Source organism: Halogeometricum rufum (assembly GCF_900112175.1).
In the GTDB taxonomy this organism is placed as follows: Archaea; Halobacteriota; Halobacteria; order Halobacteriales; family Haloferacaceae; genus Halogeometricum; species Halogeometricum rufum.
The window spans coordinates 40,848-57,158 of the sequence record NZ_FOYT01000004.1; the positions used below are offsets into that span (position 1 = coordinate 40,848).

12 protein-coding genes are annotated in these 16,311 nt (G+C 66.0%); 9 read left to right on the top strand and 3 right to left on the bottom strand.

Going from position 1 to position 16,311, the window contains the following annotated elements; all coding sequences use genetic code 11:
• Window positions 1–16 precede the first annotated feature (16 nt).
• Together BM310_RS17050 and BM310_RS17055 are read left to right on the top strand one after the other, a co-directional pair.
• Entirely contained in the window at window positions 17–1,129 is a 1,113-nt protein-coding gene (locus BM310_RS17050) for an NAD/NADP octopine/nopaline dehydrogenase family protein (RefSeq protein WP_089810017.1), read from the top strand.
• Window positions 1,130–1,441: 312 nt separating this feature from the next.
• Complete coding sequence (locus BM310_RS17055) at window positions 1,442–2,464, top strand: ornithine cyclodeaminase family protein (protein WP_089810018.1); 1,023 nt, start codon at window positions 1,442–1,444, stop codon at window positions 2,462–2,464.
• Between the two features lie 450 nt (window positions 2,465–2,914).
• Here BM310_RS17055 and BM310_RS17060 read toward each other — a convergent pair whose 3' ends face one another.
• Complete coding sequence (locus BM310_RS17060; RefSeq protein WP_089810020.1) at window positions 2,915–5,512, bottom strand: helix-hairpin-helix domain-containing protein; 2,598 nt, start codon at window positions 5,510–5,512, stop codon at window positions 2,915–2,917.
• 536 nt (window positions 5,513–6,048) lie between these two features.
• Between BM310_RS17060 and BM310_RS17065 the strand changes: the two genes are divergently transcribed.
• The 4 genes from BM310_RS17065 to BM310_RS17080 all read left to right on the top strand — a co-directional run bounded on the left by BM310_RS17065 (window position 6,049) and on the right by BM310_RS17080 (window position 11,975).
• Window positions 6,049–8,115, top strand: coding sequence for a vWA domain-containing protein (locus BM310_RS17065; RefSeq protein WP_177232683.1), 2,067 nt, complete (start codon window positions 6,049–6,051; stop codon window positions 8,113–8,115).
• Complete coding sequence (locus BM310_RS17070; RefSeq protein ID WP_089810024.1) at window positions 8,112–8,447, top strand: hypothetical protein; 336 nt, start codon at window positions 8,112–8,114, stop codon at window positions 8,445–8,447. Before BM310_RS17065 ends, BM310_RS17070 begins: the two co-directional genes overlap by 4 nt.
• Window positions 8,444–10,738, top strand: a complete 2,295-nt coding sequence (locus tag BM310_RS17075) for an MBL fold metallo-hydrolase (protein WP_089810026.1) — start codon at window positions 8,444–8,446, stop codon at window positions 10,736–10,738. Before BM310_RS17070 ends, BM310_RS17075 begins: the two co-directional genes overlap by 4 nt.
• Before the next feature lie 226 nt (window positions 10,739–10,964).
• Window positions 10,965–11,975 carry an aldo/keto reductase gene (locus BM310_RS17080; protein ID WP_089810028.1) on the top strand — a complete coding sequence of 337 codons (1,011 nt, stop codon included), beginning with the start codon at window positions 10,965–10,967 and terminating at the stop codon, window positions 11,973–11,975.
• 34 nt (window positions 11,976–12,009) lie between these two features.
• Here the strand turns inward: BM310_RS17080 and BM310_RS17085 are convergent, their stop codons facing one another.
• Together BM310_RS17085 and BM310_RS17090 are read right to left on the bottom strand one after the other, a co-directional pair.
• The gene (locus BM310_RS17085) at window positions 12,010–13,260 is read right to left on the bottom strand and encodes an endonuclease/exonuclease/phosphatase family protein (RefSeq protein WP_245778532.1); all 1,251 of its coding nucleotides are present in this window, start codon (window positions 13,258–13,260) and stop codon (window positions 12,010–12,012) included.
• 487 nt (window positions 13,261–13,747) lie between these two features.
• A complete protein-coding gene (locus tag BM310_RS17090; protein ID WP_089810032.1) occupies window positions 13,748–14,167 on the bottom strand; it encodes a universal stress protein in 420 nt (139 codons plus the stop codon).
• 376 nt (window positions 14,168–14,543) lie between these two features.
• Between BM310_RS17090 and BM310_RS17095 the strand changes: the two genes are divergently transcribed.
• From BM310_RS17095 to BM310_RS21785, 3 genes are all read left to right on the top strand, one after another.
• Window positions 14,544–14,780 (top strand): hypothetical protein, encoded by a 237-nt coding sequence (locus tag BM310_RS17095; RefSeq protein ID WP_089810034.1) that lies wholly within the window; start codon window positions 14,544–14,546, stop codon window positions 14,778–14,780.
• Window positions 14,781–14,859: 79 nt separating this feature from the next.
• Window positions 14,860–15,813: an SDR family NAD(P)-dependent oxidoreductase gene (locus tag BM310_RS17100; protein ID WP_089810036.1), complete on the top strand. Its 954-nt coding sequence runs from the start codon at window positions 14,860–14,862 to the stop codon at window positions 15,811–15,813.
• Between the two features lie 10 nt (window positions 15,814–15,823).
• Window positions 15,824–16,084 carry a DUF7861 family protein gene (locus BM310_RS21785; RefSeq protein ID WP_089810039.1) on the top strand — a complete coding sequence of 87 codons (261 nt, stop codon included), beginning with the start codon at window positions 15,824–15,826 and terminating at the stop codon, window positions 16,082–16,084.
• Window positions 16,085–16,311 lie beyond the last annotated feature (227 nt).

Consider the following 16,311-nt stretch of genomic DNA (forward strand, 5'->3'; position numbering starts at 1 on the left):
CGTCGATGCGTGAGTCATGGGACAACAGATCACGGTCCTCGGCGCGGGCGCGGGCGGTCTCACCACGACCGCCGACCTGACGATTCAGGGCCACGACGTGACGCTGTTCGAACTTCCGAAGTTCGAGTCGAACCTGGAAGCGATTCGGAGCAACGAGGGAATCGACATCACGGGCGCGGCGAACGAGGGCCACGCGCGACCGGCGACCGTCACCTCCGATCCGGCAGAAGCGGTCGAAGACGCCGACCTCGTCATCCAGGTCGTCCCGAACTTCGCGTTCGAACCGTTCGCCGAAGCCGTCGGTCCGCACCTCTCCGAGGGACAACCGTTCGTCCTGCTCTCGGCGAACACCATGAGCGCACTCGAGTATCGTCAGATTCTCGACGACGTGGGTGCCCCGGAGATTCGTCTCGGCGAGACGCCCTCGCTCGCGTACGCGGTCCGGAAGACCAGTCCGAGCAGCGTCCACGTCCTGGGAATCAAGCGCGAACTCTCCGTCGCCGGCCTCCCGGCGGAACACTCGTCGGTGCTCGCGGAGCAGATGGACGACGTGTTCCCCTTCTCCGTCAGTGCGGCGGAGAACGTTCTCGAGACGAGTCTGTTCAACGCGAACCCCGTGATTCATCCCGTCGGGGCCCTGCTGAACGCGGGCGAAATCGAGTCGCCGGACGACGAGTACTACCTGTACCAGAACGTCACGGACTCGATCGGACGGGTGATGTCGAGGGTCGACGAGGAACGAGCGGAGATCGGCGAGGCGCTGGGATTGGAGGTGAAGACGGTCGGCGAACTCTTCCACGACTGGTACGGTATCGGGGAGAACGAGTACTACGCGACGACGACGAACTCCCTGCGTACGAGTTCGATCCACGGGCCGATTCAGGGGCCGGACTCGCTCGACCACCGCTACGTCACCGAGGACGTCCCGTACGGTCTCGTTCCTCTCTCGGAGATGGCCGCGGCCTGCGGCGTCGAGACGCCGACCATCGACTCGCTCATCCAACTCGCCGAGGACGTCCACCACACGGACTTCCGCGCCGACGGACGAACGCTCGACGACTGCGGCATCGACGCCACCGACAGAGACGCACTCCTCCGGGTCGCGACTCGGAGCAACGCCCGCGTCTAGCTTCGCCGAAGCATGTCGATAGCGTTCGTCGGCGGCGGCGGAAAGACCTGTGGCGCGGAAACGGCCCGGAACCCGGCGGGCGTCGCTCTCCCGACGCGTGTTCGAGGGAACGCGAACGGGGCGAGAGCCGTCTTCCCGCGGTCGAAGGCGTCACTATCGCGGACGCGGACGCCAGTAGGCGGGACACGGTGAGCGTCGACGGAGTCCCGGCCGTGCGAAGCGGGTTCCGGCCGGCGACGGACACCGTTCGCCCCGAATCTCGAATCGAGCCGAGTCCGACCATTCCGGACCCCACCACACTAACAGCACACTATGAGCACGACAGACGACACGACCGAACGCAGTACCACCCGGACGACTATCGTTTCGAGCCGCGACGTCGAAGCGCATCTCGACATGGGGGACCTCGTCCCCGCGGTCGAAGCCGCGTTCGCCGCATACGAGAACGGGACGGCGCAGATGCCTCCGAAATCGTACGTCGACCTCCCCCAGTACGACGGCGACTTCCGCTCGATGCCCGCGTACCTCGAAACGGACGACTGGCAGGCGGCGGGTATCAAGTGGGTGAACGTCCACCCGGACAATCCGAGCCAGTTCGACTTGCCGACGGTCATGGGGACGCTCGTGTACACCGACCCACGGAGCGGCTTTCCCCTCGCGGTGATGGACGCGACGACGTTGACGATGAAGCGGACGGGGGCGGCGGCCGCAGTCGCCACCGACCACCTCGCCGTCCCGGACGCCTCGACGCTCGGCATCGTCGGTGCCGGCGTCCAGTCGTACTCGCAACTCGAAGCGATCGCCGAGGTCCGGCCCATCGACACGGTGGTCGTCAGCGACCCCGACGACGACCGACTCGCCCGGTTCGTCGAGGCGTTCGAGAACGACTTCGACGTACGGACCGGCACGGTGGCGGAGGCGGCGTCGTGCGACGTGCTCTCGACGGTCACCCCGGTCGAATCACCGATCGTGTCGGTGGACGACCTCGGCGACCACACCCACGTCAACGCGATGGGGGCCGACGCCGAGGGGAAACAGGAGCTACAGACGGAGGTCGTGCGCGAGGCCACTCTCGTCATCGACGATTTCGAGCAGACGACCCACTCCGGCGAAATCAACGTCCCCTGGCGCACGGAGAGACTCGACAGACGGGACATCGACGCCGAACTCGGCGAAGTCGTCGACCACGACCCATTCGGCGGCGACGTCCGCGCCGGCGTTACCGTCTTCGATTCGACCGGATTGGCCATCCAGGACCTCGCCGCCGCCCGCGTCGTCTATCACTCCCTCGACGACGCTGGGAGCGACCTCGAACTGGTCGCCACCGGACGGTGACGAATCGCGGTCCCGAACAGTTCAGCGCCGCCCCCTCTCCGCTTCACCCACAAACGAACCTCGTTCGCTGAGAGTTCTCCCCACAGTACGGACGTATAGTCCCGATTCGTGTTTGTAAATCGGAATACGAAAATATCAATTCTAGATTCAAAATATATTGGCTCATTGATACTCACTCGAACGTTATCTATTCTCAGAATCTGACTGCACAGTCACCAAACCCTCTCGAATCTGCTATCTATCCTCAATCAATCTACAGCTACCTAGACGCGGCTACGTTCCGTCCGTCACTCCTACCGGTCGGGTGTCTCCTCTCGGAGTCGACCGGTCTCACTCGACGGCTGGCCCGTGTGATCGCCGCCGCGCGTCCGGTCGTCGAGAGCCGTCCGCAGGATGGTGCATCTGCGTCACGGGAGAGGGGAGTCTCTCCCTCGAACCGCCCGGTCCCTCTCAGGCGAGCGTCAGGAACAGCCAGAGCGGGACGGCGTAGACCGGTTTCTCGTCTTCGGGACTCTCGTATCGCTCGACGCTGTTCCCGCCGGTGAGCACCAGTCCGAACTGCGCCTCGCCGTCGTGGATGCGGTGGTGCGTGGTCGCGCCGGACGACCCCCCCGTCGGGTCGTCGTCGTTCTCGCCCCACCTGAACGCCTCGTAGGAACCCCGGTACTCGCTGTCCGGTTCCTCGCGCAGCCCGTTCCACCAGCCGTCGTCGCCGCGGCGCAGACGGTCGATGCGGCGCTCGTACTCGCCGTCTTCGCCGCGCTCAGTCCGATGTTTCGCGGCTTCGATAACCCGTTCGGCGGTCGTCTCGGTGAACCCGTCGAGCGCCGCCACCTCCGCGACCGTCGCCGCACCCAGTCGCTCGACGGTCCAGTGGGTCGGGTCGTCGGTCCCCGGGTTCCACAGCGTCTCCTGCTTGGCCGGGCCGACGCCGCGTACGTCGCTGACGGCGTCGTACAGCGCTATCGCGTCCGCGACCGTCTCGGCGTCCGCTCGACTGAGGCCGTCGATAGCCGCCAACGCCTCGACCGACGCGTTCCACAGGTCGCTCAGTCCGTCCACTTCGCCGGCGTCTTCGAGTGCGTCCAGCACGCGACGCTCGAGCCACTCCGACAGTTTCGACAGCCCACCGGACGGTCCGGTTCGGGGAGACCCGACCGTCGGTTCGTACCGCACGAAGTCGTGTAAGCCGGCGTCGGGGTCGGCGCTCTGTCGGTCGAGGAACCGTCCGACCGCGTCTATCTTCTCGACGGGCGTGTCGGAGGCGGTGTCGATGCCGATGGGGACCGGCGCTCCCCTGACCTTCGGGACGAACTCGACGAAGTCGTCGCCGTCGCGCCAGTATCGGACGACGCCGCAGTTCGGGTCGAGCGGATGGTTGACGTTGTAGCTGAACCGGATGACGTGGTCGAACGCCACCATGTACTCGAGTTTCGAGCGGACGCCGTCGCGGTCGCTCGTCACGTCGTCGAGGTCGCGCCACTGGAGGACGTTCCCGAGGCCGACGTCGCGAAGCCCGACGCGGAGGTGGCGCGGTTTCTTCTGGCCGTAGCCGTCGCTGAACGCCACGAGGACGAGTTCTTCGAGCGTCGCGAAGTACTTCTCGCGGAGCGTGCGCCTGTCGACGTCGAGAATCCAATCCCCGGGGTCGCCGGATTCCCCGAGGAGGTCGTCGTAGTCGAACGGCCTCGTCTCTAACTCGTCGGCTACCCACGAATACAGTCGCGACAGGTCCCGCACTCGCCGCGGCTTAATCGACTGCAGCGACGGGGCCTGTTCGTGGAGCGACCCGAGGAGGTCGTCTGCGACGCTGCCGGCGTCGTCGGCGAAGGTGTGGCCCTCTCCGTCGGCGTCGCCTCGCAGGTACGCGCGGAACCACTCGTCCGACCGCTCGAACAGGTCGTCGTCGAGGGCGAGTGCGAGGTAGCCGCCCAGGAGGAGGTACTCCTCTAACGCGCGCTTGATCCACGCCCGCGGCGAGTCCGAGCCACCGCTGCCGACCAGTCGGTACATCCGGTCCAACTGCGACTCGTACGACTCCAGCGCCGAGAGCAGTTCGTCGGGATGGTCGACGGCAGCCCTCACCTTCGTCGTGAACTCACTCGGACTGACACGGTACGTGTCCGGGTCCCGTTCGAGCGAGGCGTCGCCGTCGAGCGCTGCGTGGTACGCCATCTCGACGCCGTCCGCCGCGTTCGCCCCCTCGAACAGCGGGTATCGACGCTGGAGGTAGTCTCGGAACTTCGCCGGGAGAATGGTCTCTATCTCGTAGTCGTCCAGTCGCATCTCGTCGCGTTCGGCGTCGTACAACTGTCGTTCGACCACGTCGTCGGAGGTGGCGGTTCCGACGACCGTTCGCGCGGGAGCGTCGCGGCAGAGTTCGGCGACCAGTTCCCCCCAGCCGTCGTCGCCGGCGTCGTCGTCGAGGACGTCGACGTCGTCGACGAAGACGAAGTGACGCGTCTCTGCGGGGTCGCCGTCGAGTACCTCCGCTTCGTAGTACGCGACTGCGTCCCGTATCTGGCGTTCGGGTCTGAGCTGGAAGGCCGGGTCTGCGTCGAGCGGGAGGTAGAGGACGCGATTCGGGCCGAGGTCCGGGAGTTGGTTGACGAAGTGGGACGACTCTCCGTCGGCATCGCTCGGGTCGTAGTGGTATCTGTCGATGGCCCAGGCGGTGCGCACGTCTCGAGGCCCGCGCGCGAGATGCTCGACGTCGTCCGTCTCCGGGAGCGTCCACAGCAGTTCTCGAAACCGGTCGTCGACGAACAGTCTGACGAGTTGACCGAGGAGCGTCGTCTTCCCCGTGTTCTCCGACCCCGCGATCGCGAAGAACCGCGTCTGCGGGGCCTCTGATTCGGGGTCCCACGCGAGTTTCTGTATCGCGCTGTAGAAGTCGGCCTTGTAGTTGGCCCAGGATCTTTTCGTCGGGATGCACCCCGGGCGCCCCGGGCGGTACTCCCGGTTGGAGTCTGGCCACCAGTAGTTGATGTCCGGGAGGCGTCGAACGAGCGCCTTCTCGGAGCGGTCACCGTCCTCGCGCGTGGTCATTAGCCGTGCTTGGCGCGCCCGCTACTTAAATCGTGCAGGAAACTATTGTCGATGCGTTATTTATCAGACACTCGGGCGGCCGAGTCGACGTCGGTCCGGCCCGCTGCCGCCTCTCGTCTGACTGGCGCTCTTCGTCCCGTTCGCGTCCTTTCTCACCTGTTTGGCCGTAGTATCGTTCGGAACGCCGAACCCGGACGCGACGCGTGCCGACTCGGCGTCGGGCCGTTCGAGGAAAAAATTCGCAATTTCCGGTGATGTCCGCTCTGTGTCTCGGTCTCACTATCGGAAACTTATCTCGATACTGCCGACGCGGGGAAGAGAAAAGTGGCAGAACAGCGCCGAAGGGGGGCCTCTACCTCGGGTTCTGTTCCCGTTTGACGACTCGAATCTGGGAAAATAATCTACATCGAATTATTTTTTGTCGCAAGCTTTATCACTCCTCCCCGTCGTATCGATAGATGAAAACACATCGAGATTCAGAATATCACCTCTCGACTCACGACGGTCACGGGCAACTACCACCACCCCCTCGAACGATGAACACCGACACCAACGACGAACGACGAACCGACGTCACCGGGACGTTCGTGACGCACCGCAGCACCGAACAGGGCGACGAGACGGTCTGGCACCTCACGATAGACACGGGGAGCGAACACCGAAGCGTGTTCCTCGCGCCGGCGCGGAGCGACGTCCGGTTCGACCTCCTGACTGGACGCGAGTACGCCTTCTCGGGCGTGCGTGTCTGTACGCCGGCAGCGGCCGAAACCGTCGACGACGCCGACTGTCCGTCGTGCGGCGGTGACCTCCGCGAGTGGACCGCCGTCGACGACTACCCCGCCGTCCGTGCCGCACTCCCGGAGTTCGACGTCGAAGACGAGTTCTACGTCGTCGACACCGCGACCACGTTCGACGCACCCGACGACGAGCGCTCGTACCCCGTCGACGACTGGCGCTCCTGGCGGACCACCACTCCTCCGGGGGTCGTCTGTCTCGACTGCGACCGCGAGTTCGACTCGCGGGAGTTCCGACTGCCAACCGGCGAGGCGCATCCGACGGACACCGTGGAGGACCACTCGGTCGCCGCGCCGGAGTCCATCGGCCTCGCGACAGGGGGCGCGAACGACGCGTCGAACTTCCGCGAGAACGTCGCGAACGGCTACACGCCCCGGCCGGATTCGCTCGCCCCCGAGGGCCTGTTCCACGACTACCGGTTCCCCACGCGCGGAGACACGGACGCGGCCGGGATGTTCGTCCCCACGTCTTCGCAGTCCGTCTCGACGAACCCCGTGACCGGCGACGAGGAACGATACGTCGCCGTCGGTCTCGACTCGTCGCTCCCCGTCTCCGAGTTCGAACGCCCGCCGCTGGACCTCGTCGCGGTCCTCGACGTCTCGGGGTCGATGCAGAGCGGGTTCGACGAGTACTACTACGACGAGACCGGCACTCGGCGGGAGGTCCCGGCGGAGGAACGCTCGGCGGAGACGAAGTTGGAGGCGGCGGCCGAGTCGCTGTGTGCGCTCACCGGTCACCTCGCCCCGAACGACCGCTTCGGCGTCGTCCTCTACAACGGCGACGCACACGTCGCCAAACCCCTCGGCCGCGTCGACGAGACCGACCTCGCCGCGATTCGCGGTCACATCCGCGACGTGCAGGCCGGCGGCGGCACCGACATGAGCGCCGGGTTCGACGCCGCCCGAGACCTCCTCGCCGACGCACCCGCCGACGAGGACCGCGAACGTCGCATCGTCTTCACGACGGACGCGATGCCGAACACCGGTCTCACCGGGTCGGCGGCGCTCACCGACCTCGTCGCCGACGCCGCCGACGGGGGCGTCCACACGACGTTCGTCGGGATGGGCATCGACGCGAACGCCGAGTTGACGAGCGACCTCTCGGCCGTCCGCGGCGCGAACCACTACTTCGTCCACTCGTCGGCGGAGTTCGAACGCCGCCTCGGCGAGGAGTTCGACTACTTCGTCTCGCCGCTGGCGTTCGACCTCTCGGTGGACGTCGACGCCGACGACCACGCGGTCGCGGGCGTCTACGGGTCGCCGAACGCCGACCCCGAGGCGGGGCGGGCCATCCACGTCGAGACGCTGTTCCCCTCGCCGACGGCGGACGGGGAGTCTCGCGGCGGCGTCGTCCTCGTCCGACTCGACCCGGTCGCCCCGGTGGCGGACGACGCCGAAGTACGCCTGCACGCCTCGTGGACCGAACGCGACGGGACCGAGGACGAGACGACAGTCACCGCCCCTCTCCGCGGGGCGGGACACGACGACGACGGAGTCCGGAAAGCCGTCGCACTCGCCCGGTACGCCCGGACTCTCCGTGCGTGGGCCGACCGAGTACGCGGGCACGACGCCGACGAACCGGTCGACGACTGGCGCAGTCGGGAGGGCCAACGAGCGTCGCGGCGGTCGCGACACGAACGCGGGTCCGTCCCCCTCCGCGTCTCGGCAGACGACGCGGCGACGTTCGAGGTTCTCGCGTCGTACCTCCGCGAGGAGCGAGACGCCGTCGACGACCCGTCGCTGTCGCGGGAACTGGACGTCTTGGAGGTCCTCCAAGCGGCGGTGCGCGGTGCGGAGGCCAGACGATGAGGTCGAATCCGCTGGCCGTCTCGCCGTCGTCCCCGGAGGAGTTAGACGCGTTCCTCTCGGAGACGGCGCCGGACGCGGCCTACGAGTTCCACCTGTCGGTCGGTCCGTCCACGCCCCGATTCGCCTCCTCGGTCGAACGCCTCGGCCTCGACGGACCGTTCGACGGGGCGGTGTATCGGTTCGTCCACGCGGATGGATGCGGGGAGACGAACGTGGCCGCGGAGTTCGTCGCCCGAGTCCTCGTCGCCGAGGACCTGCGGACCGAGGCGACCCGCACCGGCAGGGGCGACGCTAACCGCGTGACCGACCGACAGACGGGAGGCCGGGCGTGAGTACAGAGCCCGCGACCGACCCCGGATTCGCAGGACTCGACGACCACCCGGTCGAACTCTCGTACCAGCACGCGAATCCGTCGGCCGGGAACGAGTCGGTCCTGTTGCGGTTTGGCTACGAGGGCCGCGACGGCGACGCCTGTCTGCTTGTCGACGCGGGTGCCGACGCCTCGCTGGACCGACTGCTCGGACCCGAAGACCGACTGGTGGGGGTGTGTCTCACGCACGCCCACCTCGACCACTACCGGTCACTCCCGGCGTGCATCGACGAGGACGTCCCCGTCTACGCGTCGCCGGCGACGGCGGCGATGGCCGGCGACGTCCTCGACGTGGCGAGCGAACGCCACGACGTGACCGACCGCGGCGTCGCCGACGCACTCGTCGGCGTCGACGGCTGGACGACCGTCTGTCCGGGCGTCCGCCTCCACCCCCTCCCGGCGGGGCACGCCCCGGGTGCGGTCGGGTTCCTCGTCAGATTCGAGGACGGCGACGACCACCACGACGTCGTCGTCACCGGTGACTTCACGCACACCGACTGCGCGGGTGCGCCCGGCTTCCAGACGGACCTCGCCACGGACGTCGAACTGCTGTTCCTCACCGCCGCGACCGCCAGCGACCCCGGCGACGCGCTGACAGACGCACTCGGCGACGCGCTCGAACGCGCGACTGCGGGCGGTCGAACGCTCGTCACCGCGGGCGCACTGGTGGGCGTACACGTCGCGACGCTCGTGGCCGCCGCGAACGCGGAACTCGACGTCTCCGTTCCGGTCCGACTCGTCGGGCAGACGGCGAAGCTGTACGACGCCCTCGGGTACGACCACGACGCCGTCGAGACGGTCCCGGTGTTCGAGGACCCCCGGACGTGTCTGACGCCCGGGACGGTCACTATCGCCGGTCCCGAAGTCCCCGTCGACGACAGCAGCGAACGCCTGTACGGCGAACTCAAAGACGACGCCGACGCCGCACTCGTCCAACTCGTCACGAGCGGTTCGCCGCCCGTGCAGACGGGCGGGTGCGTCAGCACGCACTACGAACTCTCGATGCACCCGACGGAGTCGGGACTTCGGTCGGTCGTCACGGACCTCGAACCCATCCAGACGGTCCTGACGCACTGCCGCGGCACGGACGAGTACAACGACCTGCCGACGTGCGTCTGGTCGCCCGGCGACGATACGGTGTACCCGCTCTACCGAGACGACTCGTGGTGCCCGCCGCCGTGGATGTCCAACGTTCGGCGCCGAGATACCAGTGAGACGACCCGCCTCGGCGCGTTCGCGGGCGACGCCTTCGCCGACCTCTCGCTCCCGAGTCTCGACCGGGTCTCGACCCCGAACCTCGCCGCCGAAGGCGTGGACGCCGACCGACTCGCTGACCGACTGGCCGGCCGACCGGACACGACCACTGTCGGTCACTCCGAGAGCACCGACGGCAGTCCCGACGCCGAACCGCCTCGAGACGACCAGACCGCGACCAGTACGTCTGATTCAGACACTATGAGTGACGCAGACACCAGCGACGACGGTACCGACCACGAACTGTATCGCACGGCGGGGGCCGACGTCGACATCGAGGTTCCGGCAGACTTCGAGGAGACGCTCCCGTCCCCGAACAACATCATCTCCGCGCGCGCACGGAGACGGGTCCTCGGCGGAGACGGCGACGAAGACGAGGGGACGGCTACACCCGTCGACGAGCACGAGGAGTCCACGGTCGACGAACCCGACGACAGGACCACCGACACCGAGACTGCACCGGACACGACCGACGACGGCGCGGAGGCAGACACCAGTTCCGACTCTGTCGACTCGCCCAAGGTGGAGTCGTTCACGAGCACCGACGACGGCCTCGAAGCGACTACGACGCTCGACGTCGAACTGGACCCGATACTCGCGGCACTCCTCGAACGCCACCGCGCGACGACCGACGACGACCGGTCGCTCGGAACCGTCGTCGCCGACGCCGTCGAAGCATACCTCGACGCCGTCCTCCGCGACGAACTCACGCCTTCGGCGACCACGACCACCGTGAGCGTCACCGTCGACGGACTCCTCGACGAGACGCTGACTGACGCCGTCGAAACGGCAGACGTCGGCGACCTCGACGCCGCCGTCCGTGACCACATCGCGGCCGCCATCGCCGACGACCTTCAGACGACGGTGACGACCGACCTCGGGCGCTGTGCGTCACTCCTCCGCGCCGTCCACGAGACCCACGACGCCTTCGAGACCCGGGCCGACGTCGTCGACGCCGCCGTCGAGCGGTATCTGGCGACCACCGCGTCTGCAGACTGACCGCTCGCCTACGCGTGTGCGGCGAACAGGTCGAACGCGACGCCGCTCTCTCCGGTTCACTCCCGGGCACTCTCGTACCGGTCGACCCGACGGAGTAGTGCGCCCGAGACTCCGCCGAGACGAACGGGACGGAGGAAGGCCACAGAGACTCCGGGGCCGCGGTTAGAACCGGCGACCGACGAGGGCATCACACGGGTTTATCGACCCGCGGATAGTTGCCGATGGTATGAGCGACACGACGGACGTCGACCTCGAATTCGTTCGACTCGGCGACACGGGTATCCAGACCAGCGAACTCCAGTTCGGTACGTGGCGGTTCGGAAAGGAGACCGAAGAAGGGAACGTCGAGATAGACGAAGAGCGCGCGCACGAACTGTTGGACGCGTACGACGCGGCGGGCGGACGCTACATCGACACCGCCGACGTGTACGGCGGCGGCGCGAGCGAACGGTGGATCGGTGACTGGCTGGCGGACCGCGACCGTGAACGGTACACCATCGCCTCGAAGATCTACTGGCAGATTCGCGACGGCGACCCGAACAGTCGCGGCACGAACCGCAAGAACGTCCGCCACCGCATCGACGCGCTGCTCGACCGCCTCGACACCGACTACGTCGACGTGCTCTACATCCACCGCTGGGACGACCAGACGCCCACACGGGAGATGATGAAGACGCTGAACGGACTCGTCGAAGACGGGAAGGTCCACTACCTCGGCGCCTCGACGCACCGGCCGAACGCGTGGAAGGTGGCGCGGGCGAACGAGATCGCCCGCGAGAACGGGTGGGAACCGTTCACCGTCTCCCAACCGCGCTACAACCTCGTCGACCGCGAGGTAGAGGGCGACTACCTCGAGATGACGCGGTCGTACGGCATGGCGGTCTGTCCGTGGAGTCCGCTCGGTCAGGGCTTTCTCACCGGTAAGTACTCGCGCGAAGAGGGACTCACCGGCGAGTCGCGCGCCGCGGAGTCCAGTCGGTTCGAGGACGCCTACCTCACGGCGGAGAACTTCGACGTGCACGACGAACTCGACGCCGTCGCCGACGAAGTGGGCGCGTCGGCCGCACAGACCGCCCTCGCGTGGTTGATGCACCGCGAGGGCGTCACGGCACCCATCGTCGGCGCGCGCACCATCGACCAACTCGAAGAGAACCTCGCGGCGGCGACGGTTGACCTCTCGGACGACCAGGTCGACCGCTTGACCGAGGCGAAGGGCGGACCGTACGCGGGCCTGTAAGCGAACGGCGCTCCGACCGGTCTCGTCGTCCGTTTCAGTCGCCGGGGTTCGTCGCGACGTCGGCCCAGACGAGTCGGTGGTCCGAGGCGGTTTCGACGGCCTCCAAGAGGCCGTTCTCCGTGGTTGCCTCGCTCGGCCAGACGACTCCCGAGTCCCGCAGCGAGAGGTCCGGTGAAGGGAGGACGTAGTCGATCAGTTCGACGACGCCCTCCACGTCGCCGCCGAAACGCGTCGCGGTGGGGAGATCGCGGTGGAACCCGCCCGGACTCGTCGGGAGACGGTCGGTGTTGAAGTCGTCGTTGTCGACGAAGAACTTCTGAGCGGGCTGGAGTGGACGCTCGTCCCGATTTCGACCCGGCCCGGCGTTCATATCGCCCATCAGGACGAACGAGGCGTCGTCGTTGAGACCCCCGTGGTTGCCGTCGTCGTCGTAGATGTACTCCTCGCCGGCGACGTAGTCCGCGAAGAACCGGACCTCGTCGTGGTTCCACTTCCCATTGAAGTTGTTCACGCCGTCGAAGCCCGGCGGCGTCGGGTGCGCGAACAGGCCGTGAACCGTTCCTCCCTTCACCCGGAACGGGACGTCGACGTGCGTCTTCGAGGAGAGCCGATAGACGTCGAGTTCCGCTTCCGTGAGGTAGATTGCCGTCTCGTCCTCCGCGGGGTCGGTGACGACGCCCTCCTCGCCCGCGACCGGAATGCGGTTGTCGGGCATGTCTGCCCACTGGAACGTCTGAAAGGACCGGATCTCCGACTCGGCGATGGGATACTTGCTCGCGATTGCGAACGCGTAGTGTCCCGGAAACTCCCCGAACCCGAACGCGTCACCGGGCAGTGCGCCGGCGTCTCCGTCTTTGTTGAAGTCGTAGTCCTCCTCGGGAAGGACGCCCGTGTTGCTGGTCGGCTGGAGGGTATGCTCGTAGTGGATACCGTCGAGACCGTCCCGTTGCGGGACGCTGAGGTAGTTCTCGACGAACGCGTCGATGTTCGCCGTGTCGGTGTGTTCGCCTTCCTGGAGGTTGTTCGTGAGTTCGTTGACGACGAGGATATCCGGCTGGACCTCTTGGACGACTCGGGCGGCCGCTTCCGCCTGCTCGTCGCCCTGCTGTTGGACCTGCTCCGTCTCCAGTTCGATCACGTTGAAGGCCGCGTAGCGCGTCCCGCGACGACGATTCCGGCTTCCCGACTGCTGTCGTCGTCCGCTAGCGGTGCCCATCAACCCGGCCGCAGTCGCCGTGCCAGCGATCGTCTTGAGTAACGCGCGTCTGGTCTGCTGTAGGGACATCGACTACGTTGACATGACGACTACACGGCATAAATTTCAGTATAAGAATATAAGATATTATCGAACGCGTACCGAAACTCGGGACGTTCGTCGTTCACGGTAGGGTGCGACCACCCCCGATTGGGGAGGCCCGCCTTCTCTCCCTCTCGAAGCGCGGAGATTCGGCGCTGTCGTGGCTACAGATGGATGGACGGCGTCGACCCCGCACAATCCACTTGGTTTTACTAATCTAAAACAAAGTGCAAGCGCTTCGACTCGATTCAATACAGAGAACACCTGAAACGCCAGTATTCGGGGTTTCAGAAGGAAGATTCCACACCATATACTATATATGGCTATACAAAATGTCGCTCTTGGAAGTTCCGCAGTTCGGAGGATAGGCTAGTTTTGGGTCGTATATCCGTCGACTCGTGGTGCTGTTCACCAACCAGTCTAAACCGTTACCTCTGTCTGACCCCGTCTTTCCGCCGATCTTAGTGAAAACCACTTACCGAGCGACGATTACAGAGACGGGCGAGTTGCGGAACACTTTCTGGGCGACGTTCCCGACGACCAGTCGATCGACCAACGAGCCGCCGTGGCTCCCGATGACGACCGCATCGAAATCGTCGGCCCTGTTCAAAATCGCCCGAGCCGGTTGGCCCAGTTGAACCTCGGTCGTGATCTCGACGTCGTACTCGGCGGCCAACTCCCGGGCGCCGTCGAATACCTCCTTCGCGCGTTCCTCGGCGGCCTCTTCAAGGTCCTCCTCGAGAGCGAGTGACGTGGCTGTTCCCCCCCACGGCGACGGTTCGCCTACGACCTGCAAGACGGTGATCTCCGCGTCGGGATGGTTCTCGAGGGCGTACTCGAGCGCTCGCTGGGCCATCTCCGAGCCGTCCATCGGAACGAGAATCCGTGAGATCATGGTACAACTACGGACGCGGGGTGATTAAAGCGGCGGGTCGCTCGATCGGATATGCACTCGGCCGCAGTGAACGTGTTCGGTCTCACGGGCGACAGTAATCACGGGGACGGGCGCAGTTCGCACGGTTTGGTCGACGTCGCCCTTCGCGTTCATCCTCGTCGAGAGCAACTCTGTCCACGTGGCGAGGGGCGAACAGTGGCGGAACACCCCGCTGTGATGTCGTGGCCCTACGCGTTTGTTCTCGCTTGGGTACGCCTTCGAAGTGCCGAGCAGGTGTCTCTTTCGACCACCGCCAGGAAGAGTTACCCACTTAATCAAAAATTGGTCAGTCGTGAATATATCAACCGTTAATCCACTTTCGGGTGCTAGCTCACCTATGAGTGAATCAACTGACGAAACGACGGGAGTCGCACGAGAACTAGACGAGAGCGGCCTCGGCCCCGGGGCGATGGCAGCAATGGGCTCCGTTGCGCTCGCCCTGTACTACTACTACGTCCGTGGTGAAAAGCAGCGAGGGCAGTTCGTCGGGTTGTGGCCGGCGACGATACTCGGTCTCGCCGTCTACCTCAAGCTGGAGCACATAAAACGGATGTTACAAGACTCCCAGAACTGAACGCGGGGAACCGCTGGCGACCCGCAGTGCTTCGGGGCGAGGTCAGGGTGTTTTGTCTGTCGCCCTCCTGTAACGCATAATGAGTGAACTCCCAGAAACCATCGCGGGTGTGTCCGACGTCGACTGTACCGGACTACAGGCTCTCGTCACGGGATCGACGAGCGGAATCGGCCGCGCCGCCGCGCTGGCGCTCGGCCGACTCGGCGCGGACGTCGTCGTCCACGGCCGGGACCCACGAGCCGGCGCGGAGGTGGTCGAAGAACTCTCCCGGACTGGTGGCGACGCGACGTTCGTCCAGGCGGACTTCGCGGATCTCGATGCGGTCCGAGCTCTCGCGGTCGCTGTGCGCGAAGAGACCGAGGGGCTCGACCTCCTCGTCAACAATGCTGGCGGGCTGTTCCGGAACGGGGGGCTGACCGACGCTGGCGTCGAGTACACCTTCCACGTCAACCACCTGTCGCCATACCTGCTGACGACCGAGTTGCTGAGCCACCTCCGCGAGGGCGCTCGGATTGTCACGACCGCATCCGACGCTCACAAGGGGGCCTCGCTGAATCTGGACCGGGTGCGGGGCGCCGATCGATACACCGGATTCAACGCATACAGCCACTCGAAACTCGCGAACGTCCTCTTCGCCACCGAACTCGCCAGACGACTCGACGCAACCGGTCGCGAGGTTACCTCCAACAGCATCCACCCGGGCGCGATTCCGGGGAGCGGGTTCAGTCGGTTCCTCCCTGGCCCGCTCCCAGGTCTGTTCCAGCGACTCGAAGCGGTCCCTGGGGTGACGTCTGTCGCCGACGGGGCCGCAGAGATCTTGTTCGTCGCCGTCTCGCCACGCGCTGCGGAGGTATCCGGGCGGTACTTCACGAACCAGCGGCCGCGGACCCCCTCCAAGGCCGCCCGGGACAGCGAGGCTTCCCGGCGGCTCTGGTCGGAGAGCGCAACGCTACTCGACATCGAGGAGCCACTGGCGGAACGCGACCGACAGCCCGTCTCGACCGGCGATGGGACTGCCCCGGGTGACGTCTGACTCCCCCAGCATGAATCACGACCGCATTCACGCACGGGAGCCCACTCACCGCCGTGATCGGTGGTCGGTCGGGACTATCGCGTCGGTCGCAGAGCGGGACGGCCACTGTGTCGTCACGGTCACTCCTGAGGAGGGTGAGACGATAGACCTCGTCGTCACGCTCGCCGTTCGCGACCTGTTCGTGAGTCGGCTGGATATCGACGAGGGGGAGTCACCCGTCGGCGAGCGTGTCTGGTACCGGAAACACGGCAGTCACACGTCCCAGTCATAGCCCTGTGACGCCATGTTGAACCCCCAGTCGGTGATGTATCTCCTCAGTCGTGCTGAATACAGGGGGCGAATGTCTCTGTCGAACGCACTTAGCTACGTAGACGTGTCGTAAGTCGATGCCGAACGTGAATTCGCGCATCACGCATCCTCCGGTTCGTCACGGGGACTCGACGACACACCATCGAACTCCGCCGGCGAGCGCGAAAGAATTCCCGCTCGGCGCATATT

Excerpts from the sequence above, each read along its gene's own strand:
- BM310_RS17080 (WP_089810028.1), top strand. The coding sequence starts at position 10,965 with ATGAGCGACACGACGGACGTCGACCTCGAATTCGTTCGACTCGGCGAC.
- BM310_RS17095 (WP_089810034.1), top strand. The coding sequence starts at position 14,544 with ATGAGTGAATCAACTGACGAAACGACGGGAGTCGCACGAGAACTAGAC.
- BM310_RS17100 (WP_089810036.1), top strand. The coding sequence starts at position 14,860 with ATGAGTGAACTCCCAGAAACCATCGCGGGTGTGTCCGACGTCGACTGT.
- BM310_RS17055 (WP_089810018.1), top strand. The coding sequence starts at position 1,442 with ATGAGCACGACAGACGACACGACCGAACGCAGTACCACCCGGACGACT.
- BM310_RS17085 (WP_245778532.1), bottom strand. The coding sequence starts at position 13,260 with ATGTCCCTACAGCAGACCAGACGCGCGTTACTCAAGACGATCGCTGGC.
- BM310_RS17050 (WP_089810017.1), top strand. The coding sequence starts at position 17 with ATGGGACAACAGATCACGGTCCTCGGCGCGGGCGCGGGCGGTCTCACC.
- BM310_RS21785 (WP_089810039.1), top strand. The coding sequence starts at position 15,824 with ATGAATCACGACCGCATTCACGCACGGGAGCCCACTCACCGCCGTGAT.
- BM310_RS17060 (WP_089810020.1), bottom strand. The coding sequence starts at position 5,512 with ATGACCACGCGCGAGGACGGTGACCGCTCCGAGAAGGCGCTCGTTCGA.
- BM310_RS17090 (WP_089810032.1), bottom strand. The coding sequence starts at position 14,167 with ATGATCTCACGGATTCTCGTTCCGATGGACGGCTCGGAGATGGCCCAG.
- BM310_RS17070 (WP_089810024.1), top strand. The coding sequence starts at position 8,112 with ATGAGGTCGAATCCGCTGGCCGTCTCGCCGTCGTCCCCGGAGGAGTTA.
- BM310_RS17065 (WP_177232683.1), top strand. The coding sequence starts at position 6,049 with ATGAACACCGACACCAACGACGAACGACGAACCGACGTCACCGGGACG.